Annotated in this window: 23 protein-coding genes; 14 read left to right on the forward strand and 9 right to left on the reverse strand. The window is 58.2% G+C overall.

What is annotated here, in order from left to right; translation table 11 throughout:
- Nucleotides 1-9: 9 nt before the first annotated feature.
- The 3 genes from hisS to DIC75_RS07095 are packed head-to-tail and all read left to right on the forward strand — an operon-like array spanning nucleotide 10 to nucleotide 4,112.
- Nucleotides 10-1,242: a histidine--tRNA ligase gene (gene hisS, locus DIC75_RS07085; protein WP_250987333.1), complete on the forward strand. Its 1,233-nt coding sequence runs from the start codon at nucleotides 10-12 to the stop codon at nucleotides 1,240-1,242.
- Nucleotides 1,229-3,031, forward strand: a complete 1,803-nt coding sequence (locus DIC75_RS07090) for a DNA topoisomerase VI subunit B (RefSeq protein ID WP_250987334.1) — start codon at nucleotides 1,229-1,231, stop codon at nucleotides 3,029-3,031. Before hisS ends, DIC75_RS07090 begins: the two co-directional genes overlap by 14 nt.
- On the forward strand, nucleotides 3,024-4,112 hold the full coding sequence (locus tag DIC75_RS07095) for a DNA topoisomerase IV subunit A (protein ID WP_250987335.1): 1,089 nt from the start codon (nucleotides 3,024-3,026) through the stop codon (nucleotides 4,110-4,112). The genes DIC75_RS07090 and DIC75_RS07095 overlap by 8 nt, the downstream gene beginning before the upstream one ends.
- Nucleotides 4,113-4,164: 52 nt before the next feature.
- Here the strand turns inward: DIC75_RS07095 and DIC75_RS07100 are convergent, their stop codons facing one another.
- The gene (locus DIC75_RS07100) at nucleotides 4,165-4,833 is read right to left on the reverse strand and encodes a cyclase family protein (RefSeq protein ID WP_250987336.1); all 669 of its coding nucleotides are present in this window, start codon (nucleotides 4,831-4,833) and stop codon (nucleotides 4,165-4,167) included.
- Nucleotides 4,806-5,480 (reverse strand): HAD family hydrolase, encoded by a 675-nt coding sequence (locus DIC75_RS07105; RefSeq protein ID WP_250987337.1) that lies wholly within the window; start codon nucleotides 5,478-5,480, stop codon nucleotides 4,806-4,808. Before DIC75_RS07105 ends, DIC75_RS07100 begins: the two co-directional genes overlap by 28 nt.
- 262 nt (nucleotides 5,481-5,742) lie before the next feature.
- On the opposite strand from DIC75_RS07105, the gene DIC75_RS07110 reads away from it, so the two are divergent.
- The 7 genes from DIC75_RS07110 (at nucleotide 5,743) to DIC75_RS07140 (ending at nucleotide 13,882) form a co-directional block, all read left to right on the forward strand.
- Nucleotides 5,743-6,849: a glycosyltransferase family 4 protein gene (locus tag DIC75_RS07110; RefSeq protein ID WP_250987338.1), complete on the forward strand. Its 1,107-nt coding sequence runs from the start codon at nucleotides 5,743-5,745 to the stop codon at nucleotides 6,847-6,849.
- 403 nt (nucleotides 6,850-7,252) lie between these two features.
- The gene (locus DIC75_RS07115; RefSeq protein WP_250987339.1) at nucleotides 7,253-8,284 is read left to right on the forward strand and encodes a polysaccharide deacetylase family protein; all 1,032 of its coding nucleotides are present in this window, start codon (nucleotides 7,253-7,255) and stop codon (nucleotides 8,282-8,284) included.
- Nucleotides 8,285-8,318: 34 nt separating this feature from the next.
- Complete coding sequence (locus DIC75_RS07120) at nucleotides 8,319-9,497, forward strand: carboxylate--amine ligase (protein ID WP_250987340.1); 1,179 nt, start codon at nucleotides 8,319-8,321, stop codon at nucleotides 9,495-9,497.
- Nucleotides 9,470-9,961, forward strand: a complete 492-nt coding sequence (locus DIC75_RS07125; protein WP_250987341.1) for an acyltransferase — start codon at nucleotides 9,470-9,472, stop codon at nucleotides 9,959-9,961. Before DIC75_RS07120 ends, DIC75_RS07125 begins: the two co-directional genes overlap by 28 nt.
- Before the next feature lie 569 nt (nucleotides 9,962-10,530).
- A complete protein-coding gene (locus DIC75_RS07130) occupies nucleotides 10,531-11,718 on the forward strand; it encodes a CDP-glycerol glycerophosphotransferase family protein (protein ID WP_284738416.1) in 1,188 nt (395 codons plus the stop codon).
- A gap of 440 nt (nucleotides 11,719-12,158) precedes the next feature.
- Nucleotides 12,159-12,905, forward strand: a complete 747-nt coding sequence (locus tag DIC75_RS07135; RefSeq protein ID WP_250987343.1) for a phosphocholine cytidylyltransferase family protein — start codon at nucleotides 12,159-12,161, stop codon at nucleotides 12,903-12,905.
- A complete protein-coding gene (locus DIC75_RS07140; RefSeq protein ID WP_250987344.1) occupies nucleotides 12,905-13,882 on the forward strand; it encodes an NAD(P)H-dependent glycerol-3-phosphate dehydrogenase in 978 nt (325 codons plus the stop codon). Before DIC75_RS07135 ends, DIC75_RS07140 begins: the two co-directional genes overlap by 1 nt.
- Nucleotides 13,883-13,976: 94 nt before the next feature.
- Here DIC75_RS07140 and DIC75_RS07145 read toward each other — a convergent pair whose 3' ends face one another.
- From DIC75_RS07145 to DIC75_RS07165, 5 genes are all read right to left on the reverse strand, one after another.
- Nucleotides 13,977-14,984, reverse strand: coding sequence for a glycosyltransferase family 4 protein (locus tag DIC75_RS07145; protein WP_250987345.1), 1,008 nt, complete (start codon nucleotides 14,982-14,984; stop codon nucleotides 13,977-13,979).
- Nucleotides 14,985-15,138: 154 nt separating this feature from the next.
- Entirely contained in the window at nucleotides 15,139-16,284 is a 1,146-nt protein-coding gene (locus DIC75_RS07150; protein ID WP_250987346.1) for a glycosyltransferase family 4 protein, read from the reverse strand.
- A gap of 299 nt (nucleotides 16,285-16,583) precedes the next feature.
- Nucleotides 16,584-17,663: a non-hydrolyzing UDP-N-acetylglucosamine 2-epimerase gene (gene wecB / locus DIC75_RS07155; RefSeq protein WP_250987347.1), complete on the reverse strand. Its 1,080-nt coding sequence runs from the start codon at nucleotides 17,661-17,663 to the stop codon at nucleotides 16,584-16,586.
- A 2-nt stretch (nucleotides 17,664-17,665) separates the two neighbouring features.
- A complete protein-coding gene (locus tag DIC75_RS07160; RefSeq protein WP_250987348.1) occupies nucleotides 17,666-19,102 on the reverse strand; it encodes a nucleotide sugar dehydrogenase in 1,437 nt (478 codons plus the stop codon).
- A gap of 13 nt (nucleotides 19,103-19,115) precedes the next feature.
- A complete protein-coding gene (locus DIC75_RS07165) occupies nucleotides 19,116-20,084 on the reverse strand; it encodes a Gfo/Idh/MocA family protein (protein ID WP_284738417.1) in 969 nt (322 codons plus the stop codon).
- A 162-nt stretch (nucleotides 20,085-20,246) separates the two neighbouring features.
- Here DIC75_RS07165 and DIC75_RS07170 point away from each other — a divergent pair, with 162 nt between their 5' ends.
- Together DIC75_RS07170 and DIC75_RS07175 are read left to right on the forward strand one after the other, a co-directional pair.
- Nucleotides 20,247-21,692: a flippase gene (locus DIC75_RS07170; RefSeq protein ID WP_250987349.1), complete on the forward strand. Its 1,446-nt coding sequence runs from the start codon at nucleotides 20,247-20,249 to the stop codon at nucleotides 21,690-21,692.
- Nucleotides 21,693-21,807: 115 nt separating this feature from the next.
- Nucleotides 21,808-22,242 (forward strand): GNAT family N-acetyltransferase, encoded by a 435-nt coding sequence (locus DIC75_RS07175; RefSeq protein WP_250987350.1) that lies wholly within the window; start codon nucleotides 21,808-21,810, stop codon nucleotides 22,240-22,242.
- A gap of 32 nt (nucleotides 22,243-22,274) precedes the next feature.
- Here the strand turns inward: DIC75_RS07175 and DIC75_RS07180 are convergent, their stop codons facing one another.
- Nucleotides 22,275-22,727 carry a DUF5814 domain-containing protein gene (locus DIC75_RS07180; RefSeq protein ID WP_250987351.1) on the reverse strand — a complete coding sequence of 151 codons (453 nt, stop codon included), beginning with the start codon at nucleotides 22,725-22,727 and terminating at the stop codon, nucleotides 22,275-22,277.
- The gene (locus DIC75_RS07185; protein ID WP_250987352.1) at nucleotides 22,724-23,350 is read right to left on the reverse strand and encodes a DUF2150 family protein; all 627 of its coding nucleotides are present in this window, start codon (nucleotides 23,348-23,350) and stop codon (nucleotides 22,724-22,726) included. The genes DIC75_RS07180 and DIC75_RS07185 overlap by 4 nt, the downstream gene beginning before the upstream one ends.
- Nucleotides 23,351-23,464: 114 nt before the next feature.
- Here DIC75_RS07185 and larE point away from each other — a divergent pair, with 114 nt between their 5' ends.
- Together larE and thiI are read left to right on the forward strand one after the other, a co-directional pair.
- The gene (gene larE / locus DIC75_RS07190) at nucleotides 23,465-24,238 is read left to right on the forward strand and encodes an ATP-dependent sacrificial sulfur transferase LarE (protein WP_250987353.1); all 774 of its coding nucleotides are present in this window, start codon (nucleotides 23,465-23,467) and stop codon (nucleotides 24,236-24,238) included.
- Nucleotides 24,226-25,404 (forward strand): tRNA uracil 4-sulfurtransferase ThiI, encoded by a 1,179-nt coding sequence (thiI, locus tag DIC75_RS07195; RefSeq protein WP_250987354.1) that lies wholly within the window; start codon nucleotides 24,226-24,228, stop codon nucleotides 25,402-25,404. The genes larE and thiI overlap by 13 nt, the downstream gene beginning before the upstream one ends.
- The last annotated feature ends 182 nt before the right edge of the window (nucleotides 25,405-25,586 follow it).

The following is a 25,586-nucleotide window of genomic DNA, read 5'->3' on the forward strand; positions in this document are numbered from 1 at the left end:
GAATACCGAATGCTTCAAAAACCACGGGGAACACGGGACTTTTTACCCGACGAGATGGAACGGCGCCGGCTGATCGAGCGGCGGATGCGGGAAGCGGCCCGCAGGTGGGGATACCGCGAGGTCTGCACGCCCGACTTCGAGCACCTTGAACTCTTCACGATGAAATCCGGCGAGGGAATCATCCAGGAGATGTACGTCTTCGAGGACAAGGGCGGCAGACAGATGACGCTCCGGCCCGAGGTGACGGCGGCGGTGCTGCGGATGTACGTCAACGAGGGCAAGGTTCTCCCCAAACCAATCCGGTGGTGCTACTTCGCCGACTGTTTCCGCTACGAGCGCCCCCAGAAAGGCCGTTACCGGCAGTTCTGGCAGTTCGGCGTCGAGCTGATCGGCGCGGACACGGCGAGCGCAGACGCCGAAGCGATCATGCTCGCCGACGATACGCTCCGGTCGACCGGCGTCACCTTCGATCTCCATGTCGGCCACCTCGCGCCGATGAAGCATATCCTCTCCGACCTTGCCCCCGGCGACCAGCGGGCGATCATGGCCTGCCTCGACAAGCACGACCAGGAAGGGCTCACAGCAGCGCTCGCCGGGCGGAACCTCACCCACCTCACCGAACCCCTTGCCGCCCTCTCGGAGTGCCGCACCGTCCCGGAGGTCTTTGAGATCGCGGGCGACGTCCCGGAACGCGCGCGGATCGAGGAGACATTCGCGCTCCTCGACTCACTGAATATCGACTACCGGCCGGACTTCGGGATCGCCCGGGGCCTGGACTACTACACGGGGATGGTTTTTGAGGCGTTCGCGAAGAACCTCGGCGCAGAGAACCAGATCCTCGGCGGCGGGACCTACCGGCTCGCCCACCTCTTCGGCGGCGACGATGTTGCGTCCTGCGGGTTCGCCATCGGCTTTGACCGGGTCATGGTCTCGATCGGGAACTTCGAACTCGCGCACGAGCCCGTCGTCGGCGTCGTCTGCACGCCCGACGCACGGGCGCGGGCGCTCGAGGTTGCCCGTGCCTTCCGGGAGGCGGGAGTCCGGGCCGAAGCCGACCTGATGCAGCGGGGGATGGGCGCCCAGCTCTCCCACGCCGCCAAGACCGCTGACTTTGCCGTGGTCCTCGGGAAGCGCGAGGTCGAGGCAGGCACGGTGACCCTCAAGGACCTCCACTCCGGCGAGCAGAAGGAGAGGAGCCTCGAAGACGCCATCGCCGAGGTGGTACGGCATGGTGCTTGCTGAAGACCTCGCCAAACAGCAGCGGAGCATCAGCGTCGCGGAGTTCTTCGAGAAGAACAAGCATCTGCTCGGTTTCGACTCCCCGACGCGCGGGATCATCACCACCATCAAGGAGGCGGTGGACAACGCGCTGGACGCCTGCGAGGAGGCGGAGGTGCTCCCCGACATCTTCGTCGGCATCAGAAAGGTCGACGCCGAGGTCTACCGGATAACGGTCGAGGACAACGGCCCCGGTATCGTGCCGGAGAACGTCCCCCTGGTCTTCGGAAAGCTCCTCTATGGGTCGCGGTTCCACCAGATCCGGCAGAGCCGGGGTCAGCAGGGTATCGGGATATCGGCGGCGGTGCTGTATGCGCAGCTCACCACCGGCACCCCGGCGCGGGTCGTCTCCCGGACGGGGGCGAAGGCGTTGGCCCACCGGTTCGAGCTGATGATCAAAACCGAGACCAACGAGCCGGAGATCGTCAGCCACGAGGAGATCGACTGGGACCGGACGCACGGCACAAGGATCGAGATCCAGTTCAAGAGCACCCTTGCCGCAAAGAAGCGTCTGGTGGACTACCTCCGCCTCACCGCGATCGTCAACCCGCACGCCCGGATCACGGCCGATATCGACGGCGAGGTGACGACGTTCGAGCGGGTAACGAGCGAGGTCCCGCCGTGCCCGAAGTCCATCCTCCCCCACCCGCACGGGATCGAGTTCGGGGCCTTGAAACGGATCGCGGCCGCGAGCACCGGGACCGTCGATGAGTTCCTCGTCGGCAGTTTCTCCCGGGTCGGGAAGAAGACCGCGGACGAGATGATCGCTCTTGCCAAACTCAAGCCCTCCCGGAAGGTGAACAAACTCGAATCGGACGAACTCAAACGACTCCTCGACGCCATGCAGGCCGTGAAGGTCCCGGCCCCCCCGGCGCAGCAGTGCCTCTCCCCCATCGGGGAGGACCTGATCTGCAAGGGGCTCGAGAAGGAGATCCAGCTCGACTTCATCAAGGCCCGCACCCGCCCGAGCACGGTCTACGGCGGGCATTCGTTCATCATCGAGGCGGCGATCGGCTACGGCGGCAAGATCCCGCCCGAAGGGAACGCCCAGATCTTCCGGTTCGCGAACCGCGTCCCGCTCCTCTACCAGCAGGGCGCCTGCGCGATCACGAACTGTGTCTCCCAGGTGAACTGGAAGAGTTACGGCCTCTCGCAGCAGGGCCTCCCCACGGGCCCGGCGCTGATCATGGTCCACGTGGCGTCCACGAACGTTCCCTTCACGAGCGAGAGCAAGGACGCAGTCGCGTCCATCCCGGAGATCGAGCGGGAGGTCGTCCTCGTGCTCCAGGAGCTCGGCCGGGAACTCAAGAGTTACCTCTCCCGCCGGGATAAGAAGAAGCAGCAGGACGACCGCGCCCGGGCGATATGCTCGATCATCCCCGAGATCGCCGTGAAAGTGAGCGAGATCGTGGAACTCCCCCTGGTGGATACCTCCCCGATCGAGGGAAAGATCATGCGGAAGATCGTCGCGAAGAAGCGGACAAACAACGGGCAGGTCCATATCGACGTGAACAACTACACCGCGCGGGAGGTTACGTTCGTCCTCTACAACCTCTCCCGCGATGCGGCGGCGGATGCGGACCCCCGGCCCGACTTCGTTGACGATATCGACGGGGAGTACAACAAGGTCTGGCGGTGCACGCTTGGCGCCGGCGAGGCCTGGCAGGTTGTCTACACGGGAGCGGGCGACGGGTCGCTCGACCTCCGCGGCGTGGAGGACGGCATGAAAGTGGTGGTGGATCTCGATGTCTAGGGAAGAGATGGATGCGCTGGCGCGCGAACGGCTGGTGGGTATCGCCCGCGGGTGGTACGACCAGATGCGGGACGGCATCGTGCCGTTCATCCGGCTGCCGACGCGGACGAAGCGGAATATCGCGTATGACGATGCGAGCGAGGTCTGGAAATACGGTGAGAAGGAGAGCACCCGGGCGGCGGCGAACGAGAAAGGCGCGGTTCATCTCCTGAAGATGGCCTACCTCATCGGGTTTTTAAAGCAGCAACTCGTGGAGAACCGGTCGTCGACATTAAGAGAACTGTATTACATCTCCGAAGGCTGGAAGAAGGCGAAGTTCGCCGCCCAGGACGAGAGCAACCTCTTGATAGAAGACCTCGAGATCATCACCGAGGTGCAGCGGGAGGCGTTCCACCTCCGGCCGGAGGAGGACGGGGCCTCGATCTTCGGGTCGCTACGGATCAGAGAGACCACCCGGCGCGGCGTCAAGGAGATGCACTGCCAGGACGACGTCGGGGAGGCGGGTTACCCCATCCCGAACAACGTCGATAACCTCGAATTCGTCGATCACGACGCAAAGTTCGTCATCGCCATCGAGACCGGCGGTATGTACGCACGTCTGATGGAGAACGGGTTCGACGAGGAGTACGGGGCGATCCTGGTCCACCTCAAGGGGCAGCCGGCGCGCTCAACGCGGAGGGTCCTGCGGAAACTCAACGACTCGCTCGGTCTTCCGGTCGTGGTATTCACCGACGGCGACCCCTGGTCCTACCGGATCTACGCGAGCGTCGCCTACGGCTCAATCAAGAGCGCCCACATGTCGGAACTCCTGGCAACTCCCCAGGCGCAGTTCATCGGCGTGCAGCCCTCCGACATCTCCGACTACAACCTCCCCTCGGATCACCTCACCGAGCAGGATATCAGCGCCTTAAAGGCGGAACTGACCGATCCGAGGTTTGCGACCGACTACTGGCGAAACCAGATCAACCTGCAGCTTGAGATGAAGGTGAAGTCGGAACAGCAGGCGTTCGCGAGCCGGGGGCTCGACTTCGTGACGAAGGAGTACCTGCCGAAGAGGCTGTCGGAGATGGGGGTTATCTGAGGGATTCCCCGGCAATATTCCCACTTTTTTCAGCCCGGGTTGATCCCCGGCCTCACCCGAACTCCGCGAGCGCCACCACCGGCACCCCCTCCAGGTCGTCGAAGACCACCGGGTAGATCCGCAGGGTCCAGGGCTCCTCGAGCAGCCGGCCGTAGGAGAGGTCCACGTCCTCGAGCAGGAAGATATGCGGGGACCCGCAGAGAAACGCACGGTGGGCCTCCATGCCCTCCTCCGGCTCTGCGGGGATGGCGATGGAGATGGTATCGATCCCGAAGAGCCTGAGGGCCGGATTCTCCATGCGGAGGAAGCCCGGGACCTCGTGGTGCACCCAGGGGTGCCTCTGTGCGTAGGCATCCGGGTCGCTCTCCCGGAGCCGGCCGCTCCCGGTCCTGATGAAGAGCGCACGTGAGTTCCGGATCGCGTCGAGGTGGGGGAGGAGGTCGTAGATCCGGATCGGTTCCGCCCCCGTCTTCGGGACCGCGATGCACCGCGCGGGCTCAAAAACCGCCTCCGGCGCAAGGAGGCCCTGAACCGAACCCCCGCCCGGGCAGAAGTGCCGGGGGAGATCGATGTGCGTCCCGGCGTGGCTGGAAAAGGAGAGCAGGCTCTTCTCCTCCCCATCGTCCCCTTCAAAGGACTTCATGCGGGTGATCGTGAGCGGTTCCGTTCCGGGGTAGAGGGGGGTCCTCCGGTTCAGGGGGTATGAGATCGGGATGAGCATACGTTCTCTCGTAGGTACTCCCGGAGTTCATGAAGGTTCTCCACGATCCCCTCCACCCCCGGCCGACCGGCAAAGCGGTTCGGGTCGCCGGGCGGGATCCTCGCGACGAACCGGACGCCAGTCTCGTATGCCGCCTGCCAGTCATTCGGGGCATCGCCGACGAAGAGGGCCTCTTCGGGCGCGGCGCCGGTTTCGTCGAGGATCTCCCTGATGCACTCGACCTTCGTCTTCGGCGATCCGTAGATCCGGACGAAGTACCTGGTAAGGTCCCGGCGGCGGGCGATCTCGTGCATCTCACCCTCCGGGGTTGCGGAGACGATGTAGAGCGGGAGTAGCCGGGAGCAGTCTCTGAGGAGCTCCTCTGCGCCCTCGACGTACGGCACGGTGAGCATGGCGTCAAAGATCAGCGCGACATACTCGCCCGCAAGCCGCTCCTCCTGTTCGGGGGTGAGGGGCTCATGGATGATGTTTGCGTAGATGTGGCGAAACTTGTCGTACCGGGACATCCCGCCGTTCTCGAGGTGAAAGGCGATGATCTCGTCGAGGTGCCCGGGGGCGAAAGAGAAGATCTTTCTGAATGCAGCAGTCTTTAAGGGGAGGGATTCGACGACGACGCCGTCGAAGTCGAGGATGAGGGTGGCGGGCATACCTCAAACTTTTTCGTTTATTCATTTATGCGTTGCCAGAGTGCGGTTTAGGTGCAGATATCTCCCCCCTCACAGGCCCGTTCATCCGGAACATTTGGTAACCTGCCCGGTAAGAAGGCTTTGAGACATACTGATAGATAAACCCAAGGTATTTCAGATATTAATGTATAAGATATCTTACCTGAATATAACTGAACGAATTCCCTTCTGGTGCGAAAGTGCAATCCAATCAGGTCCAATAATTGAACGATGCTGAGGCAATATGAAGGTCTGTCTACTCACCACTGTTCACCAATACAACGATCAAAGGATATTTTTTAAAGAAGCTCGCAGTCTGGTCAAGCAATTCCCTGTTACTCTTATTGCACCAGACGAGTCCGGATGGTCAAAGACCGTTGATGATGTTTCTGTTGTAACTGTAAAAAGAGCAAGTAGCAAGCTGCTCCACTTTGTAACAGTCTGGCGGGTGTTTGTTGCTGGACTCAGAATAGACTGTTCTGTCGTACATTGCCATGAACCGAGTTCGCTTCTGGTCTCTGTTTTACTCAAAGCCCTGCAAGGTAAACAGGTGGTGTATGACTCCCATGAGCATTATGGCAGTCTCCTTGCGTCTGATCCTCTGTTTCCACAGCCGATTAAGGGATTTATAAGAACGGCGACGGACATCTTTGAACGTCTTCTTATCCCGTTTGTGGATGCCGTTATCACAGTAGATGAAGATCTTGCGGGAAAGTATCGACATTTTGGACATAAAAATGTCTCAATTGTAGCAAATTATCCTCAACTCGACATCTTTGATTCTATTCCGGCAAGTGATCATGGCTGGGACCTCGTGTATGTCGGTGGGATCTCGAATGAACGCGGGATCTTCCAGATGATTGAGGCAGCCGAACGGACGAATTGTAGCCTTGCATGCATTGGCCATTATGTTAACCTGCAGAACGAAGAGACGATAAAAAAATATATCCAGGAACGAGGGTGCAGCAACGTACACATTATTGGATGGCGACCACAGCCGGATGTGATCTCGGCTATAAAATCTTCGAAGATATGTTTCAGCCTCCTTCATCCGAGTCCAGTATGGGATACAGCTGTTCCCGTAAAACTCCTTGAGTATATGTCCTGTGGAAAACCGGTCATAGCAAGCGATCTGCCAGGCATTAGTAGTGTTGTTGAATCGGCTGAGTGCGGCCTGACGGTCAACCCCTCTGATGTCGATTCTATTGTAACTGCGGTTCAGTATCTGATGGAGAATCCACAAGCTGCGACAGCAATGGCAGAGAACGGAAGGCGGATTACTAAAATGAAGTATAACTGGAGCGTAGCAGAAGGTGTATTGTATGACGTGATGGGATCCCTTGCTCATTGATACTCCGTTAAGGCTTGTCCTGAATCATAATCCTCGTTTCCCAGCAGATTGTAGCACTTTGTGGTAAACTCGCAAACCAGTTTACCTCCTGCTTTGGAACAATGGAAATCAACGTCAATCTACAAAATCTGTGTTAAGATGACGTCCGGCGGAGATCAATTCCCTCAAGGGCGAGGGGATCACCTGGGCAATCTTCTGGTCGGGCGTCGGGGTCGACGGCCGTTGGCCTCATGAAGGGGCCTTCCGCCCAGAGGCTCTACAGGGTATTGGCTGCCGTCAGTTGTACCCGGATGGCTATTGCAGATGTGTAGATTGCTGTATTTTTGTGTATTGGAGAATCAGAAGGAGAAATAAAAAGGACACGAACTTATATCAACAGTATCAAAAATCATTTAGGGCAATCATGCAGGTCTACGATATCCTCCAGCAGGATCCAGAGTTATGGGACCTCTTTACCTGCGCGGAGGAGTACGAGGCAGCATTCAGGGACGGCTACGACCGATTCCCTCACTATATGAGCAACCACCGGGAGGCCTTTGAGCCCTGGGTGTCTCAGTATCTCATCGAGCAAGGCTACCACCCCGAGTATCCCGACAGTCAGCCGTTCGCCGTCTGCCTCACCCACGACATCGATACAATCCACAAGTCTGCTTTCTTTAAGGGGTATGATGCGTTGCGGTCCCTGAAAGCCGGTGATATCACAAAATCGCTCACGAACATCTGGCAACTTCGGTCAAGGAAACTTCCCTGGTTCAACTTCCATGAGATCATGGCGCTCGAGGAGAAGTATGATGCTCAATCGAGCTTCTACTTCCTCGCCCTCGCCCCTGGGGATCAGGACTACGCCTATGACATCAGGAGCCTCGAGGGAGAACTTGGGATGATCACCGACGCCGGGTGGGAGGTCGGCCTCCACGGGGGCCACCGGGCCTACTGCGACGCACGGGCCCTCGAAACCGAGAAGCAACGGCTTGAGGCTGTTCTCGGCCGGCCGGTCGTTGGTTACCGGAATCATTTCCTCCGGTTCCGGGTTCCGGAGACCTGGGAGATCCTCAGCCGCGCCGGGTTCCGCTACGACACAACCTTCGGGTATGCAGACTGCACCGGGTTCAGGAATGGAATGTGCCATCCCTTTAAGCCCTATGACCTTCAGACCGGCCGCGAGATCGATATCCTGGAGATCCCCCTCACGGTCATGGACTGCACGCTTGATGGATATATGCGGCTTGACGCCAAGAAGGCTTGGGTGGTCATCCGCCACCTAATCGATGCAACCGAGCGCTGCCACGGGGTCATCACCGTCCTCTGGCACAATGCCTACATGGAGGGGGAGCGGCTGAAGCTGTACGAGAAGGTGTTGCGATACTGCAGGGAAAAGGGGGCTTGGATGACGAGCGGGGCGGAAATCACACGAAATGTCCTGAAAAAAGAATGACGCTTGTTTAATAGTTAACTACAGGGATGCCGACATGAAAAAAGATAAATGTGTTTTAGTTCTGGGAGGATATATCAACAGTTATTCTATCATCCAAGAATTATACGAAAAACATGTTATAGAAATTATTCTCCTTGATACAACGCGAAGTGTCGCATCATATAGCAATAAAATTAAAAAATTCGTGTTAATTGAAAACTCACCTGATGCGTTACGTGATGAAATACAAAAATTGCATGAAGACTACGATTACATTGTGATATTTCCCACCAATGATTTACATTTAGAATATTTACATCAGGTATATGCAGACATTTCTTCATATTGTTTCATGCCATTTAATTACAATAACTTGCTACAATGCTTAGATAAGTATACCCAGTATGAACATTGCGAACAACTTAATGTCCCTTACCCAAAAACTATGTGCATAAATTCTATCGAAGATTTAGACAAAATGTCTACACTAAAATACCCGGTAATTATAAAGCCTAGGAAGCGTGACGACATATCAACGGATGTTTTTAGAAACCTACAGCTACAAACTAAGCTCGATTTGGAAGCGTACTCCGTATACATTGAAAAATATCTAGCCAAAGGAATTACGTTTTTAGCGTCTGAAATTATCCCAGGCGATGGCTCAAATATTTATGCATATGTAGGATACAGAAGCAAAGACGGAAAGATTCTAAATGAGTGGACCGGGAAGAAATTATCTCAGTACCCCGACGATTTCGGGGTTTTTGCAAGTGCATCAAATGAAGCACCTGAAGAAGTTCTTCATCAAGGTCGAACACTGCTAAACGGTATGGATCTCATTGGAATTGCCGAACCTGAGTTCAAATTTGATCCCCGAGATGGAAAATATAAGTTAATGGAAATTAACCTTCGTTCAATGATGTGGCACCGTGTGGGCAATCTTTCAGGTGTGAACATACAGTATTCGCAGTATTTGGATGCTATAGGAGAAAATGTTGAAAAGCAAATTCAGGAAAGAACACGAAAAATACACTTTGTCTACTTAAAACATGAGATCGTTAACTTGATAAAACGAAAAGGATACTATCGTACTGCATATTATAATCTCTTTAAATCAGATAAGACCTTTATTGCGTTCTTCGATCCCTGGGACCTTTGGCCATTTTTAAAAGACACAATCTTTGCTATCAAACGTATGGTGGAAATATGTCTAAAAGCATTAAGATGCATATAGTCATGGGTTTAAAGCGAATTTTACTGAGGCGAGAAGGGGTAATAATTAATAATAACTGCACATTCTCAGGGGTGAACTTTTTGGGTACCGCAGTAATTGAACCATATTGCAGACTTACTGGGGATCCAATCATTACAATTGGTGACCATTTCTATATGAATGCCAATTGCCATTTGCTAGGTGAAATAACTATTGGTAAACATGTACAAATAGGTCCTCAAACTGTGGTGTGGGGAAGGGATCACGGTTTAAAGAAAGACGTGCTCATACAAGCGCAACCGCACAATAAGAAGCCCATCCATATCGGTGACGACGCCTGGATTGGAGCTCATGTGACAATCCTAAAGGGTGTCCATATTGGAAAGGGGGCAGTTATTGGTGCAGGAAGCGTTGTCACAAAAGATATCCCAGAGCATGCAATTGCAGTCGGAAACCCTGCAAGGGTGATAAAATATCGGAGCTAAAATTACTATTATAGGAAAAGCTATCGAGTTATGATCTTATTTCAGAAATAAAAGATGTCCTTATACTTCCTAAATCATGGTGGACTGTACCAAGTGAATTAGTGATTACAACGCTTATGACCTAGGGATTGTCCTTTTTGACGATTTCCTGTTTACGATCGGGAAACGTATTCTTAACATTTGGTATAACAATACTACATTAATTGCAGACTTTGCTGTCCCGATAAAGAGCGCTCACATAAGCACCGCAGAATACGACCATACTTGCAGTGACATAAAACCGTAGCAAAGCGTCTCTTTGGCTTAGGTATTAACAATCAAGATACATATTTCCAGTTAAGGATGCAAAGATGCTCTTTCGATCTTCCTAGGGTCTGCTCAGGGTCCCCCCGGATATACTATTCCTCAACAGCAGTCCCCTACCGTCCTCCCCACCTTATCCAGGACCCATTCGACGGCTCCAGCGAGCACCCAATCGCCTCCGCGATCGCATCCGGAACCGCTAGCTCGCCCTGTCCCTTCCAACCGTTTACTTAAACAATGAGCACGTGAGTATACCCCTCGATCCAATGGTCCCTCACAGTCTCGTCAACGACATCCGATTGCTGGTCTACGATATTGCTACACTTGCTTTCTCAACCCTATCTCGGTTCGTGCCGAAAAACGATCATAAAATCCTGTTTTTTTCGGCACCCGACTTCTCCGATAATGCAAAATACGTCTACGACAGGATGCTCGAATCCGGCCTCGATAAAACCTACAGGCTTACTTGGTGCGTTTATTCACCCGTTCGTGCAAACCATGTCATCCGCCGGTCGCGCGAATACATCCACCATGCGCTGACGGCAAAATACATCGTCAGCACCCACGGCACGCCCGCCTGGAAGTCCAGAAATCAGGTCAGCCTCGAGTTATGGCACGGCCTTCCGCTAAAGACAATTGGACACTTTGCCGATATGGACCATCCAAACGCCGTTGCACGGCTCTCCGCGGCACAGAGGCTGCGGAGGTTTGCGAACTCCGTGGACTACCTTATCACAACCTCGGAATTCGAGCGGCTGATCTTCTCTTCCGCTTTCCTGATCGATCCCGGTAAGATTCTGGTCCTCGGGCAGCCCCGCTGCGACGCTCTTTACAGACCCAGAGATTCCGGGATAAACGTACTATGCCGTATCCTTGGTCGGAACGATATTGCTGGAAAGAGGATTCTCCTGTATCTTCCTACCTTCCGGGAATACGATGCCGATGCGAGCTGTAACATTCTCGAAGAGATCCTCGCAAGCGAGAAGTTTTGCCGGTTCGTGGGGGACGAGAACCTGCTGTTCATCTGCAAACCGCACTCGCACGACGAAAATGCGTTTCAGGCATACAACGGAGAGCACATCTACATACTCTTAAACGATGACCTGCGGAAAGCCGGTAATACCATCTACGACTTCCTGAACGCCGTCGATATTCTGGTTACCGATTACTCGTCGGTATACTTCGACTTCCTTCACCTGAACCGACCGATCGTCTTCCACGTGCCCGATATCGAGGAGTACCAGAAGCAGAGAGGATTTATTCTCGAACCGTTTCGCGACTGGGCGCCGGGGGAGACCTCTACTAATGTCGATGAGTTGATAGGGGCCCTTACGAATACCCTCGCCGATCCGGACAGATGGGAATCGGAGAGGATCAGGCTCCGGGGGTTATTGTTCAAATACATCGACAATCTCGCATCTGAAAGAGTCTGCAGATTGATCGGGCAGCATTAATCCAATCAGGTTGAAGCCGTTCCGAACCCCTCCGGCAGGGAGACACCGCTCACACCCCCGGTGCTCACGCTCACTATGTTCGCGGTCCGACGACCTCCGGCCCTCTCAAACTCCGGCCTTTTGGCCGTCACTGTTCGAAAATTGCGCAGCAATTTTCTCGAACTCCGCCTGCCCCCCTGGGGCACGCGTCGTTGCTCGCACCCCCCGGAGGTTATGCATCTCCCCACATTGCTGCCGGGTAAAAGCCGTGCCCATCCCGGACCACGATAGCTCGCACGGCAGAAATCCCACATAACCGTTCTGCACGAGGTCCGCCTACGGTCTGCAGACAGTTCCGGGAGACCTCGACTGCTTGAGAGGTTGAGACACGCAGTCAACAGCCAAATCTTCTTATAACCGGACGGTGTGTAACCCTCGACAAACCGGGTCGGTGTTTCACCTTGATCGGGGTAATCCTAGCAGCAGGTCGCGGGCAAAGACTGGGCAGAGACATCGATCTCGAGAAGATCGGCCCGAAATGCCTGCTTCCTATCGACGGTCGGACTCTGCTGGAGCGAACGGTCTCGGATCTGGTATCGTTCGGTGTGGACACGATCACTATCGTCGTCGGATACCGGGCGGAGATGGTACGGGAAGCATGCGCGGCACTGGGGAGGAAGTATGATGCCCGATTCGATTTGGTCCGTAATGACGCATACCTCTCGACGAATACAGCCTGCTCTCTCCAGATCGGGCTATCTGACATACATGACGACGTTGTCATCTTTAACGGCGACGTGCTGTACGATCGTGCCATCCTGGATGATCTATTAAAGATAAACCGGACTGCAATCTCGGTCGACAATACAAAGCCGCTCACGGAAGAGTCGTTTAAAGTGAGGATAGCAAACGGTCGGATCGAAGAGATGGGAAAAACCATCCCGATAGAAAGAGCGACCGGGGAGTTCATCGGCATCTCAACGATCGGCGGGGGGGATCTTTTGGAGGCAAAAAGGCTGCTGAAAAACCTGGTTTCGGATAATCCGAATAACTACTACGATTTCATATACCTGTCCCTGTCAGAGGGCGGGAACCTTGCATACTCGTTCACAAATGGGCTAAAATGGACGGAAATCGACGATATCCACGATTTAAAGTATGCCGAAAGCATTGCAGGTGTAGCCTGCGGCGCACGGGGGCGATTTTGATGATATCGAAAGTCGGGGTCATCGGTGCCGGAAGCATGGGCACCGCCGTCGCACAGAGCATCTCCAGGAGGGCCGGAGAAGTGTTCATATTTGGCAGGAAAAAGGAGATTGTCGATTCGATTAACACCGACAACCGTAATGCGAACTATTTCCCGGGCCTGCGCTTGAACCCCAATATCCGTGCGAGACTGATGGGCGATAGATTGGATGTCGCGGGCTGTGCGGCCGTAGTCATCGCCGTGCCCTCCAGCGAAGTTCGCTCTGTCGTTAAAGCCGCCGGTGACGATCTTTCAGATCAGATTCTTGTTACCGTCTCCAAAGGACTGGAGTATCCATCGCTCAAAACGATGAGCGAAATTATTCGCGACGAAACGGGCAACCCGGATATGGCCTGTTTCTCAGGACCGACCTTCGCAGATGAGATAGCCTACGGCCATATCGCCGGTGCTACGATAGGTGCCGGCGACGACCCGTCACTGAGAGCAACGATGTCGGATCTCTTCGGTGAATTCATCCTGGATTTTTCGGATGACCTCAGAGCGGTCGAGTTGTGCGGCGTGCTGAAGAACGTATACGCCATCGGAACAGGGATGTGGGATTCGGTTTACAGCAACCATAACGAGCACTACACCTTTTTGAACATGTGCTACAAGGAGATGTGCACCTTTTTAAAGGCGATTTCTCATGATAAGGATATATTCACGAAATTCTGCTGTTTTGGAGATTTCAACCTGACTGCCAACGTGGACAAAAGCCGCAACCGGACACTGGGGCTGATGGTCGGCAAGAAGATCGTAAAAACACCCTATTTAGAGTCCGGTGTGACGTTTGAGGGGTCCAGATCGGTCAAAGGGATAATTGAACTGGCAGACACCCATGATATCGATCTGCCCATCGCACGATTCGTCTACGATGTCCTGAGCGGGAACAATAACGTACGGGCGTCGGTCGATACGCTCGTCAGGAAGGCGCCCTGAAACACCGGGAGCAGGAACCGGATCCCCATACGGTCGAGTAACCGCCCTCCCCACCGTGGAGAACCGCTCCACCAGACCTCATCGAAACCCAGGATTATACGGATCTTTCCTCGATAATGCTCCGGATTTTTTGCATCCTCCCCTCAAGGGAGAACTCCCTCTCAATCCTGGCTCTTGCCGCCCTACCCCTATCGGACTGCAGCGCCTTTACTATCGCCGCCGCCGTCGCTTCCACATCCCCGTACGGCACCACGAATCCTGTGTCACCCACCACCTCCGGGAGGGCCCCCCTGTCCGTCACCACGGGGACGCACTCGCAGGACATCGCTTCGGCAAGCGCCACGCCGAACGATTCCCGATAGGAGAGCTGGCAGTAGACCTTTGCCCGGCGGTACCACTGCAGGAGTTCGGCCTGAGAAGGGGACGGGATAACCTCGACGTTCGGCGGGGCATCCCGTCTCAGGCTCTCGATGCTCCCGTCGAGATCACGGCCGATGATGGCGAACCGGAGGTCCGGGAGGCGTCCTGCAGTCTCAAGGAACGTATCAAGGCCCTTGAGCGTGATGTTGCTCCGGTTGATCTGGCATACAGTGATGACGAGGTCGCGTTTCTCCTCTCCCGGGGAAAACTGCGCGCAGTCGATCCCGTTATAGACGACCGCAACGTGGCGGCGATCACTCAGTTCCAGTATCTCCCGCCTGTTGAACTCCGATACCGCGAGGATGTGATCGGCGTTCTGGACGATGTAGTTCACCCTCTTTGCAAGTTTCTGGTCCAGCAGGGCGCCGTAGCCGATCTCCGGCTCCCTCGCGACCTCGTACCCGCCGATGACGACGATGGTTCTCTTCCCAAGGAGGTTTGCCAGCATCACGGCGAGATACGAATGATTGTGGGCGAACCAGGAGTAGGTGAGATCGGCCCAGAGGACTCCCCGGAATATCTCAAGCGCTATCAGGAGTGAACGCGTCAGGCCGATTTTCCCCTGGTAGTTGCTGATAACGGCTTCCCGGACCGGGTATTCCCGCCTGAGTGCCTCCAGATCGCGTTGTGTGAACGTGGATGGAGAAGGGGATATCAGGAATATTTTCTTTTGCTCCTTCACTTGAGTTCCCCCGGACTTTGCTAAACGGGCTCATACAACCCTGCTGCAGGCCGCATCCGTTTCAAGCGATACTGCCTCGACAGCGCCGGAAATTCGTAACGACGGCCGGGATAACCCGTATGGGGGGGAGGTGGAGTATCCAACGGGGCCGGAATTATCGCGCTCTGCGGCCACGGCTCCGATCGCCCCTTCCCGCCTCCTCAACCTGCCTGTATACACCGAGCAGCCTCTTTTCCATCTCCCCCCAGTTATACCGTTCAAGAACCGCCCTCAGTCCATTCTCCCCCATCCTCCGCGCCTCGTCCGGGTGCTCCAGCAGGTAGACGATCGCCTCCGCGATCGCATCCGGGTTTGTCGGGTCGACCAGCACCCCGCACCCGGTCTCGCCGACCACCTTCCGGATCTCCGGAAAGTCACTTGCAACGACAGGAAGACCGCAGAGCATGTAGTCGAAGAGCTTGTTCGGGAGGCCGATGTATGCGTTGTAGTAGTCGGGCTGGAAGACGAGGAGGCCGATGCTGCCTTCGCGCAGGGTCTCGTACATCTCCCGGTAAGGAAGGTAGCCAGTCAACGTGATCGCCGGTCTCGGGTCCGTTTTCGCCGCGATCGCACCAATATCCTCGCGGACGTTCCCGACGAGCGTCAGGGAGACATCGGGAATCGTTGCCGCCACCTTAGAGATCGCCTGGATGCATTCACGAATGCCGTGGAACAACTGCATGTTCCCGGCCATGTAGACCACGTTGAAGTTGTTCTTCGCCCGCGGCGCCGGCGGCACCGAGCCGGCGACCGAATAGTTGGATACGATCACAGGAAGTGTCCCATTCCGACCGAACCGCTCCGCAACGCTCTCGCTGACGGCAATCATTGCATCGGCGAATCTTGCAAGCAGGACCTCTCCCCAGGAAAGCATGGGCTCAAGGACCCTTGTGAGGACCGTCGCGTTCGGGAGGCCGAGATCGAACGGTATCTCGCTCGGCCAGTGCTCGTGGATATCATAAACAACCCGTTTCCCTTTGAAGAACTTCGTAAGGAGTCCGATGAGGAGAGCATCAGGCTCATGGCAGTGGATGACGTCGCACTCCTGGGTCAGGCACGCCCGAAACGTCCGCCAGAGGGTCAGGGGGTGGAGGAGGTTTGAAGAGGGTTTCCGGACGGTGACAATTTGCACGCCTCCGTTCTCATCGATGCTCCCATTCTCCGAAGGAGCGATGATCGTGACGTCATGCTCCTTTGCCAGGCTCTTCGCTTCTTTCTCGAATATCCGCCCGTCGTGGGGCAGGTGGGTCGTGGTGAGCATGCAGATACGCATAATCCGGAGTTCGCTTGCGCCTCCCTGCCCGGGACCATCCCCGATATCACCGAGCACAAATGAGGGGGTTGAGCGACACCAACTGTCTTTCGGAATACTTATATTTTATCGTGAAGGGCCGGCGCCGGGTAGCTAAGGAGCATACCGGATCGGAGGAGAACTCCAGACAACTGCAAAAATAGTGAATGCGCCGGAGAAGGATCAAATCTTACACAATGGTCGAAATTTCGAACGTGAGTTTACCAGCCTCAACGTTCACTCCGCGTCCCGGCACATGCCGGGCACCGTTATCCCGATCGGGCAGACTTGAACCGGGCGAGGATCTTCCCGATCAGGATACTGGCGTTTCCGTTCCCAAATATTTCGTTCTGCCTCGATCCGGGTGAAAAATGTCGAATAGCATCTGCAATCCTCCCCCGCTCCGCCCCCACGAGCACATTCCACCCGGCCTCGACCGTTTCGACCCACTCAGTGTTCTCCCGGAGGGTGATGCAGGGCACGCCGAGCATGTAGGCCTCCTTCTGGACGCCGCCGGAGTCGGTGAGGATCTTTTCTGTGTGCGCCATCAGGTGGAGCATGTCGAGATAGCCGAGCGGCTCGACGACCCGGACGTTCTCCGGCATCTCCGCAAGGAGGCCGTGTTCGCTGAGGTGCTTCCGCGTCCGGGGGTGGACCGGGAAGACAACCGGTCTTTCGGCCTCCCCGAGAGCACTGAGGATGGCACACATATTCTCCCGACTGTCGGTGTTCGACGGCCGGTGGACGGTGACGACGAAGTACTCCCCCGGCCTGACCCCGACCTCCTCAAGGATCCGGGAGCGTTCTTCAGCGACCGCGCGGTTGTAGTTCATCGCGTCGCACATCACGTCCCCGACGAGGAAGACGCCCTCCGAGATTCCCTCGGCCGCGAGGTTCCTGACAGCCGTCTCCGTCGGGCAGAAGAGGAGGTCCGATGCGTGATCGGTAAGCACCCGGTTCACCTCCTCGGGCATCCGCCGGTCGAAGCTCCGGAGCCCCGCCTCAACGTGCGCCACCGGCACATGGAGTTTCGCCGCCGCAAGCGCGCCTGCGAGGGTCGAGTTCGTGTCGCCGTAGACCAGAACGACGTCGGGCTTCTCCTTTTCAAGAACATCCTCGATCGCCCCGAGCATCGCCCCGGTCTGGTGACCGTGGCTCCCGGAGCCGATGCCGAGGTTGTAGTCGGGCTTCGGGATCGCGAGTTCCTCGAAGAAGACCTCCGACATGCCGTGATCGTAGTGCTGTCCGGTGTGGACGAGGATCTCCTCGTGCTCTTTCCTGAGCTCCCGGGAGACGGGAGCGCACTTGATGAACTGGGGTCGGGCGCCGATAATCGATGCGATTTTCATGGTTATTCCTGGATCGGATGGCTGTTTCTGTCGCCCCGGCCGATGCCTTTGTAAACGAAGCCCGCCCGGATGAACGCGTCCGGGTCGACGGCGTTCCTGCCGTCGACGATCACCGGGTGCTCCCGGCCCGAGAGTTCCTTTACCCGGGCGGGGTCGAGGGAGAGGTAATGGTGGTGGCCGGTGAAAATGGTGACGACGTCTGCTCCCGCGAGGGTCCCCTCGAGGTCGTGCGAGACCTCTATCCCCGGGTAGTCGTTCACGAACGGGTCATGGACCCTGACCACGGCGCCCGCCTCCTCCATCGCCGCGAGGTAGGGCTCAGCCGGCGTGTTCCTGGTGTCGTCCGAGTTCTGGATGAACGCCCACCCGAGGAGCGCGACCTTCGCGTCCTTTGGGGACATATCCGTCCGTTTCAGCCCCTCGAGGGTCAGGTGGACCATGTGCCGGGGCATGAACTCGTTGATCTTTCGTGCGATGCCGAAGATCGACTCGGCCCCGTGCGGGTACCAGAGGTCGCCATGCCCGAGAACCTGTGCGCCGCGCTCGAGGTGCCAGGAGTCCTTCGTGAGGCAGTGGCCGCCGACACCGGCGCCCGGCCAGAGGATTGCCCGGGTGATCCCCTCGCCCTTGAGGGAGTCGATCCCCGCCCGGACGTCGTAGACGTTGACGCCCATCGCCTCGCAGTGGAGGGCAAGCTGGTTTGCGGCGGCGATCTGGAGGTCGCGGAAGGCGTTCTCGGCGGTCTTCGTCACCTCGGCCGCGGTCGCGGTCATCGGGATGATCTTTCCGGTCGTGAGCACCGGCCGGTAGAGTTCGACCGCCCGCGCCGTGGAGACGTCGTCAATCCCGCCCACGATCCGGTCGTGCTCCCGGATGTTCCGAAGCAGCCGCCCGACCATCACCCGCTCGGGGGCATGGGCGAGGCAGAACTCCTCGCCGGCGACGAGCCCCGACTCTTCCTCAAGGATCTCCCGGGCCATTCCGGTGGTCGTGCCGGGAGTGACCGTCGACTCGAGCACCACGAGCGTGCCCTCCGAGAGGTGCCTTCCCACCTGCCCCAGCCCCTCGATCAGGGCCGAGAAGTCGGGGATCAGGTCCTTCGGATCTTTAAACGGTGTCTGGATGGCGAGGGTCACCGCGTCGCACTCCGCGATCTCGGAGAAATCCGAGGTGCACCGGAACTTCCCCGCACCGACGACCTTCCCGAGCAACTCCTCAAGCCCGGGCTCCTCGCCCTTGAGCGGGGACTCTCCCCGGTTGAGCATCGCGACCTTGTAGCCGGAGGACGGCGAATCCCGCTGGAACCCCCTGACGGACTCGAACCCGGGTGCGTCCGCAAAGAGCGCCGCGGCGGGGATGCCGACGTAGCCCATCCCGACCACACCGATCTTCCTGATCGGGCCTCTTCTGTCGATGATCGACTGTAACCTGCTGCTCATTGCAAAAACCATCCTACGCCGCAAAACATCGCGCGACATCCTCGCAGATCTCCATATTCAGCAGCGCCTGTGCAGGACTGACCGGGAACTCCCGTCCCCGGGCGGCGCAGTCGAGGAATGTCGAGAGTTCGAGTTTCAGCGGCTCCTGCTTGTTCACGAGCACCTTCTCGATGATGTTCTCCTGCACGTAGCGCTCGTCCTCGACCGCATACTGCCCGGGTTTGCGGTGAATGTAGATCTCCTGAGCCATGAAGTCCCCCTCGACGGTGAACTCCTCCTCCTCGATATAGATCATCCGGATCTTCTTCGAGGACTTCCTGCTTGCGGAGAGGTAGACCGGCGTTCCCCCAAAGGAGAAGAGAGCGCTGCAGACATCGGGGTTCCCGCTGCCCGAGAGTCGGTAGGCCCCGTCCGGGAGAAGGACGTTTCGCATGATGTCCACATCGTGGATCATCAGGTCCTCGACGACCGAGGAGCCGCTCACCCGCGAAGAGGCCGGATTATGCCGTTTCATCTCGATGTAAAGGGGGTCCCGGATGATCTTTTTGATCTCGGGGACGATCGGGTTGAACCGCTCGATGTGCCCGACACCGACAACGAGGCCGCCGGGGATCTTCCCGATGAGCCTTCTCGTCTCTTCCGCCGTCGCGCAGATGGGCTTCTCGATGAGCAGCGGCACCCCGGCGTCGAGCACCGTCTCCGCAACCCCGAAGTGATAGGGCGTCGGGACACAGACGCTCACCGCATCCACGCGTTCGAGCAGGCTCTCAACGGTCGGGGAGGCCGTTGCCCCGAAGGCTCCGGCAAGTTCGGCGGCTGCCTTCCTGTTGAGGTCGAACAGGTGGAGCGAGCCCACCGCCTTCAATTCCGAGTATACGCGGGCATGGTTCCTGCCCATCATTCCGACACCGATTACCCCTACATCCAAGATCTCACCGCCGATAGTATACGCGCTCTCCTGCGCGAGAGTAATAATATACATTGGCATCGCTCCGGTATGACGTTATCGTGACGCCCTTCGCGGGACAGTGACATCCACCCCCCCGGATCGTGGCCGATTCCCTGCTTCAGTTCAAAACCAATATGGTTCTTCACGGCGAAACCACTGCTTGTGTTCCGCCCCTCCAGGTATCTTGCCCGTGTCATGCGCATTGACCCCATCCAGCGCCAGAGTGTCATCAGCCTCGGCTCGACACTGGGTCTCACCGCGGTCGGGTTCCTCTCCACGATGTTCTTCGCCCATACCGTCGGTCCGTCGATACTGGGTGCATACTTTCTCTTTGTCGCTTATTTCAGCGTTTTCAACCTGATCGGGGACGGGGGGTTCGGGGGCGCTGCCGTAAAGCGGATCAGCGAGGGCGAGGACCAGAACGCATTCTTCACCGCATTTATCTTCCTCCGGGTGATGCTGGTGGCCGTCTCGGTGGGCTTTCTCTTTATTGCACAGCCGTACCTCACCGACCTCACCTCATCGGGAGTCTTCCCCTGGCTGGTCTTAGCACTGGTCGTCAGCGTCTTCACGACCATCACCTCAAATGCGGTCTACGGCACAGGGAAGGTCGGCGTCAACCAGATCAGCAGCTTGCTCAACAACGTTATCAGGGTAGCCGTCCAGGTTGTCGCGGTCGTCCTCGGCTACAGTGTTGCAGGCCTTGCCGGCGGGTTCGTCGCCGGACTCCTTGCAGGAGGGCTTTTCGCCTTCCGTTTCCTGGATCTCTCGCTCGCGTCGTTTGGCCGCTCCCACATCTCCAGCCTCTTTGCCTTTTCGTTCTGGACGTTCCTCGGTGCAGGCGGCTACCTCGTCTTCTCGTACGCCGACACCATCCTGATCGGTCACTTCCTGACCGATGCCGATGTCGGCATCTACCGCGTGGCGCTCCAGCTCACCTCAGTTGCGACGTTCATCACCGTAGCACTCCGCACCACCCTCTACCCGAAGGTCAGTTATCTGGGGAAGAAGAACGCCCTCTCTTCGGTGGAGAACGCGCTCGCCCGTGCCTTCACCTACTCGCTCCTGCTCGCCGTCCCTGTCCTCGCCGGGGGCTGGCTCCTCGGTGAACGGCTCCTCTACTTCTTTTACGGGGCGTCGTTCTCAGCGGGGGCATCGGCTCTCACGCTGCTCCTGATCGTCCAGGTGGCCCACGTCTTTATGTTCCTCCAGACGATGTGCTTAAACGCCCTCGACCGGCCGAAGGACTCGTTCCGGGTAACGGCAATCGCAGTTGCCGTCAACATCGGCCTGGACGTCCTTCTCATCCCGGCATACGGCATCGTCGGGGCGTCGGCGGCCACGCTCGTCACCATGGTGCTGAACGCGGCGCTCGCCCGTCGCGCCCTCTCCCGGAGCATCCGTGTCCGGATAGAGCCCCGGGCCGTGGGCAACATCGTCCTTGCCGCGCTCGTGATGGATGTTGTCGTCATGGCCTACTCGTACCTCATCCCGCTCTCGAACGTCGTTGTCGTCCTCGGGGCGGTCGCGCTCGGCGGGCTGGTCTATCTCCTGGTCCTCCTCAAGATCGACCGGGGCATCCACGACGAATTGAAGGAATTAACCCAAAAACTCGGCATCCCCTGGCCCGGGGTGCTCTGAACCCGACGATATGCACACCGGTTCATCTATCCTCTTCACCCGAACGCCGGGGATGCCCTGCCCGTCCGGTTGAAATACCAGGTGCTGCAATGTGTGTCTACACTCGAGGAAGACGATGAAGAAAGAAGTCCGCGAACTGGAGCATGAAGAGTTTCCGCTTGCAGAGAAGGTCTGGACGCACTACCGCGGTCAGAAGGCAGACCCGGCGCAGGAGAGGATCTTCGGCGTCTTTATCGACGGCGTCCTTGCCGCGACGGCCCGCTGTACCCGTCATTCGGGCGGCCTCGAGATGGACTGTGTCTTCACTCTGGACGAGTATCGTGGCGGCGGGTATGCAAAGGAGGCCGTGCAGAAGCTCCTTGAGGAATGCGGCTCCGAGACGATCTACATCCACTCAACCCTCCCCCTGATCGAGTTCTACGGGAAACTCGGGTTCGAACCCATCCCCGAGGCGAGACTGCCGACAAGTATCCGGGAGCGGTTCCTCTTCTGCTTCGGGGAGATGGCGGGGTGCAACGTCGCCCCCATGATGCGAAATCCCCGGGCTTGAGCACCGGTATTACGGAGAGACGAGAACAGGCTCTAGTGCTCGATCTTCTTGATGTGCTCGATGGCGTTCTCCCCCAGTCTCTCCCGCGCCTGCAGTTCGGCGACGTCCCGTATCGCCTCGAGCATGTGGACTGAGTCTTCGAGGAAACTCAGGATATCGGCGGGGTAGAGATCGATTCCGTATTCGTCGAGGAGGTGGGTGCTGATCTGGCGGTGATCGAGCCCCATCTCCCGGAACTCGATGATGGTGAGGGTGAACTTCCTTTCCGGGCACCCGCAGAAGGGTGCGTTCTTGCACTTGCAGTCCATGAAGTCGCGGAAAAAAGCCAGGAGCTGCTCGTGCATCCGGCGGTCGAGGTTCTCGAAGTTGATCGCCTTCCCGAGCGACTCGAGGAACGCGCCCGAGAAGACGTGTTCCGGGAGCCGGAACCCTGCAGCCCGCTCCAGCTTCCGTGCCGCCCGGAACCGGGCTTTATTCGCAATCACGAGGCCTCGCCGGGCTCCTCGTCGAACTTCGCGAGCGACTTCATGGCGTTGCTCATGGTCTCGATCTCGATGAGCCACTCATCGAAGAGACCGGGGTTCTCCGCGTCGTCCTTGATGTACTTCGCGCAGCAGGTGGCGCCGTCGACCACGGCGGCCCCGATGTTTGCCGCAACCTCGAGCGCCTCCTCGAGATTCTCCTCGTCGATACCCCGGCCCTTCTTCACGAGCGCCTTGATGTCCTTATCGAATTCGCCTTCGAGATACTTCCGGCAGGCGGTAAAGAGCACCAGCAGGGAGAGCTGGAGCGACCCGACGATATCCTCGAGGTCTCCATCGGGAAGCCCGGTCATGACGATCAGTTCCACGTCGTCGAGTTTTTCTATGGCCTCTTCTTTCGTGAACCGGCCGTTCTGGTAGAGGCGAATGATCTTCAAGACGGAGAGGGTGATATCCTCGGTGAAACTGTAGAGCATCTGTTCGCCTTCGGAGACCTCTTCGCCTTCGGCGGGCTCGAAGTTCGCATCCTCCAGTGTCTTGATCCAGTTGTCCCAGCGCTCCTGATTGTAAAAAATATAGAAGAGTTTCATGGGTTCTGCCTGTTTGGCACTCGCTTTCTTCGCCATATCAGTACACATTCAGAGTGCCTCTGTTAAAAATCATTTGCTCTTTCTAGAGAAGGCTTAAATTGGCGCGATTCGCGAACATTCATCTAGGACGAGCGAGCATATGAAGAGCAGATGGCGAGAGTTTGCGGGCTTGATACACTCCTGAAATCCTACGAACCCATTGCGGTCGCGCTCTCCGGGGGAACGGACAGTTCGGTCCTGCTGGCCTTCGCACGGCTTCACGGGATCCGGGCGATCGGTATCAGCGTCGATACCGGCCTTACTCCCCCGGGGGAACTCGCGGCGGCACAGAAACTCTCGGAGCGCCTGGGCGTCCCGCACGTCGTGATACCGCTCGATATGCTCGAGATCCCCGCAGTCCGGGAGAACCGGCCGGACCGGTGCTACGTCTGCAAGCGGGCGATGATGGAGGCGGTCGCCCGGGAGGCAGAGCAGCGGGGGTGCCGGACGGTGGTCGACGGGACCCACGCCGACGACCGGGCGGAGACCCGTCCGGGAATGCGGGCGCTCCGGGAGCTCGGGATCAGGAGCCCGTTCGCCGAGTGCGGCATGGGGAAGGAGGATATCGAGGCTCTCGCGGGGGAACTGGGAGTACCCGTTCGCCCGCCGTCCGCATGCCTCGCGACCCGCATCCCTACCGGCGAGCCGGTCACCCGGGAGTGTCTCGCGCTCGTTGCGGCCGCCGAAGCCTTCCTCGCACAGGAGATCCCGGGAACGATACGGGTCCGGTGCACTGGCGGCCACCGGGCCTCCATCGAGGCCGACCCGGCACACCGCCGGAGGCTGGAGGAGCTGCTCGGTGCGGTGAAGGAACTCGGCTTTGAGGATGTTGCGATTGCCCCGGGAGGCTACCGGGAGGGAGGTGCGGATTCATGGAAGCGGTGATGATCAGGTACGGCGAGATCTTCCTCAAGAGCGAGCCGGTGAAACGGCGGTTCATCTCGATAATGACCGGGAACATCGGTCTCGCGCTGGATGCGGAAGGGCTCTCCCACCGCATCGAGACACCGCGGGGACGGGTTCTGATCTTCGGTGACGAGCCCCGGCGCATCGCCGCGGTGGCCGCGAGGACTTTCGGGGTGGTGGGCGTCAGCGTCTGCACGGTGACCACCGCCGATATCGACGGGATCGCGGCCGCGGCTGTCGAGCACGCAGAGCGGCGCCTCCGAGCGGGGATGTCGTTTGCGGTCAGGGCTCGCCGGTCGGGCGTCGAGGGGTTCAACAGCCAGAAACTTGCGGCTGCGGTCGGCTCGGCCGTTCTCGACCGGATCCCGGAGGCTACGGTGGACCTGACGGCGCCCGATTACGAGGTCTTCGTGGAAGCCCGGGAGTTCGGCGGCCTCGTCTACGACGAGAAGATCGGCGGGCCGGGCGGGCTCCCCTACGGGACACAGGGAGAGGTGATGGGGCTGCTCTCGGAGGGGATCGACTCGCCGGTTGCGTCGTGGCTGATGATGCGCCGGGGATGTCTGATGGTGCACGTCAACATGCACGGCGGGCGATTCGGCGGAGCGGATTCGGAGAAGAACGTTCTGCAGAACCATGCCCGGCTCTCCCGCTGGGTTCCGGGGCACTCGCTCGAACTCCTCGTCGTGGATATGGAGCCGTTCTTTGAGACGATCACGGCGTTGAAGGAGCCGCGCTACCGGTGCATCCTCTGCAAGCGGTTCATGCTCCGGGTCGCAAGCCTCATTGCGGGAGAGCGCGGTGCCTATGCGCTCGTCAACGGCGACAACCTGGGGCAGGTGGCTTCGCAGACGCTCGCGAACATGACGGTGATCGCCCCGGCGGCCTCCGTCCCGGTGCTCCGGCCGCTGATCGGGTTCGACAAGGAGGAGGTCGTCGAGCGCGCCCGTGCCATCGGGACGTTCGAGGCGCATCCCGGGAGCGTCGGGTGCACCGTCGCTCCCCGCTACCCCTCGACGGCGGCACCCGCGGAGACGATCGCCGGTATCGAGGAGGAGATCGACGCGGAGGGGCTCGCGGCCCGGGCGGCGGGGACGGTGCGGCGGTTCCGGGCGAAGAACGGGGAGATTGAGGAGGGGTGGTAAGGGGACCGGCTACGACTGGTGTGGCTCCTTGAGCCTTAGAAACCTGCACAGGTAGGTGCTCAAATCCCCATTCCTCGCCAGTCACATTTTTCAGTGGTTCCCTCACACGTCCTTTGCTTGTTTAGGCCCATCGCACGGATTTCGAGGGGATATCGCCACGCGGGGAGGGGCTGACGGGGAGT

It is taken from the genome of Methanoculleus oceani (assembly GCF_023702065.1).
GTDB lineage: Archaea > Halobacteriota > Methanomicrobia > Methanomicrobiales > Methanoculleaceae > Methanoculleus > Methanoculleus oceani.

What these genes read in the sequence shown, in the direction of transcription:
- hisS (WP_250987333.1), top strand. Translation starts at nt 10, where the DNA reads ATGCTTCAAAAACCACGGGGAACACGGGACTTTTTACCCGACGAGATG.
- DIC75_RS07090 (WP_250987334.1), top strand. Translation starts at nt 1,229, where the DNA reads ATGGTGCTTGCTGAAGACCTCGCCAAACAGCAGCGGAGCATCAGCGTC.
- DIC75_RS07095 (WP_250987335.1), top strand. Translation starts at nt 3,024, where the DNA reads ATGTCTAGGGAAGAGATGGATGCGCTGGCGCGCGAACGGCTGGTGGGT.
- DIC75_RS07100 (WP_250987336.1), bottom strand. Translation starts at nt 4,833, where the DNA reads ATGCTCATCCCGATCTCATACCCCCTGAACCGGAGGACCCCCCTCTAC.
- DIC75_RS07105 (WP_250987337.1), bottom strand. Translation starts at nt 5,480, where the DNA reads ATGCCCGCCACCCTCATCCTCGACTTCGACGGCGTCGTCGTCGAATCC.
- DIC75_RS07110 (WP_250987338.1), top strand. Translation starts at nt 5,743, where the DNA reads ATGAAGGTCTGTCTACTCACCACTGTTCACCAATACAACGATCAAAGG.
- DIC75_RS07115 (WP_250987339.1), top strand. Translation starts at nt 7,253, where the DNA reads ATGCAGGTCTACGATATCCTCCAGCAGGATCCAGAGTTATGGGACCTC.
- DIC75_RS07120 (WP_250987340.1), top strand. Translation starts at nt 8,319, where the DNA reads ATGAAAAAAGATAAATGTGTTTTAGTTCTGGGAGGATATATCAACAGT.
- DIC75_RS07125 (WP_250987341.1), top strand. Translation starts at nt 9,470, where the DNA reads ATGTCTAAAAGCATTAAGATGCATATAGTCATGGGTTTAAAGCGAATT.
- DIC75_RS07130 (WP_284738416.1), top strand. Translation starts at nt 10,531, where the DNA reads ATGGTCCCTCACAGTCTCGTCAACGACATCCGATTGCTGGTCTACGAT.
- DIC75_RS07140 (WP_250987344.1), top strand. Translation starts at nt 12,905, where the DNA reads ATGATATCGAAAGTCGGGGTCATCGGTGCCGGAAGCATGGGCACCGCC.
- DIC75_RS07150 (WP_250987346.1), bottom strand. Translation starts at nt 16,284, where the DNA reads ATGCTCACCACGACCCACCTGCCCCACGACGGGCGGATATTCGAGAAA.
- wecB (WP_250987347.1), bottom strand. Translation starts at nt 17,663, where the DNA reads ATGAAAATCGCATCGATTATCGGCGCCCGACCCCAGTTCATCAAGTGC.
- DIC75_RS07160 (WP_250987348.1), bottom strand. Translation starts at nt 19,102, where the DNA reads ATGAGCAGCAGGTTACAGTCGATCATCGACAGAAGAGGCCCGATCAGG.
- DIC75_RS07165 (WP_284738417.1), bottom strand. Translation starts at nt 20,084, where the DNA reads ATGTATATTATTACTCTCGCGCAGGAGAGCGCGTATACTATCGGCGGT.
- DIC75_RS07170 (WP_250987349.1), top strand. Translation starts at nt 20,247, where the DNA reads ATGCGCATTGACCCCATCCAGCGCCAGAGTGTCATCAGCCTCGGCTCG.
- DIC75_RS07175 (WP_250987350.1), top strand. Translation starts at nt 21,808, where the DNA reads ATGAAGAAAGAAGTCCGCGAACTGGAGCATGAAGAGTTTCCGCTTGCA.
- DIC75_RS07185 (WP_250987352.1), bottom strand. Translation starts at nt 23,350, where the DNA reads ATGGCGAAGAAAGCGAGTGCCAAACAGGCAGAACCCATGAAACTCTTC.
- larE (WP_250987353.1), top strand. Translation starts at nt 23,465, where the DNA reads ATGGCGAGAGTTTGCGGGCTTGATACACTCCTGAAATCCTACGAACCC.
- thiI (WP_250987354.1), top strand. Translation starts at nt 24,226, where the DNA reads ATGGAAGCGGTGATGATCAGGTACGGCGAGATCTTCCTCAAGAGCGAG.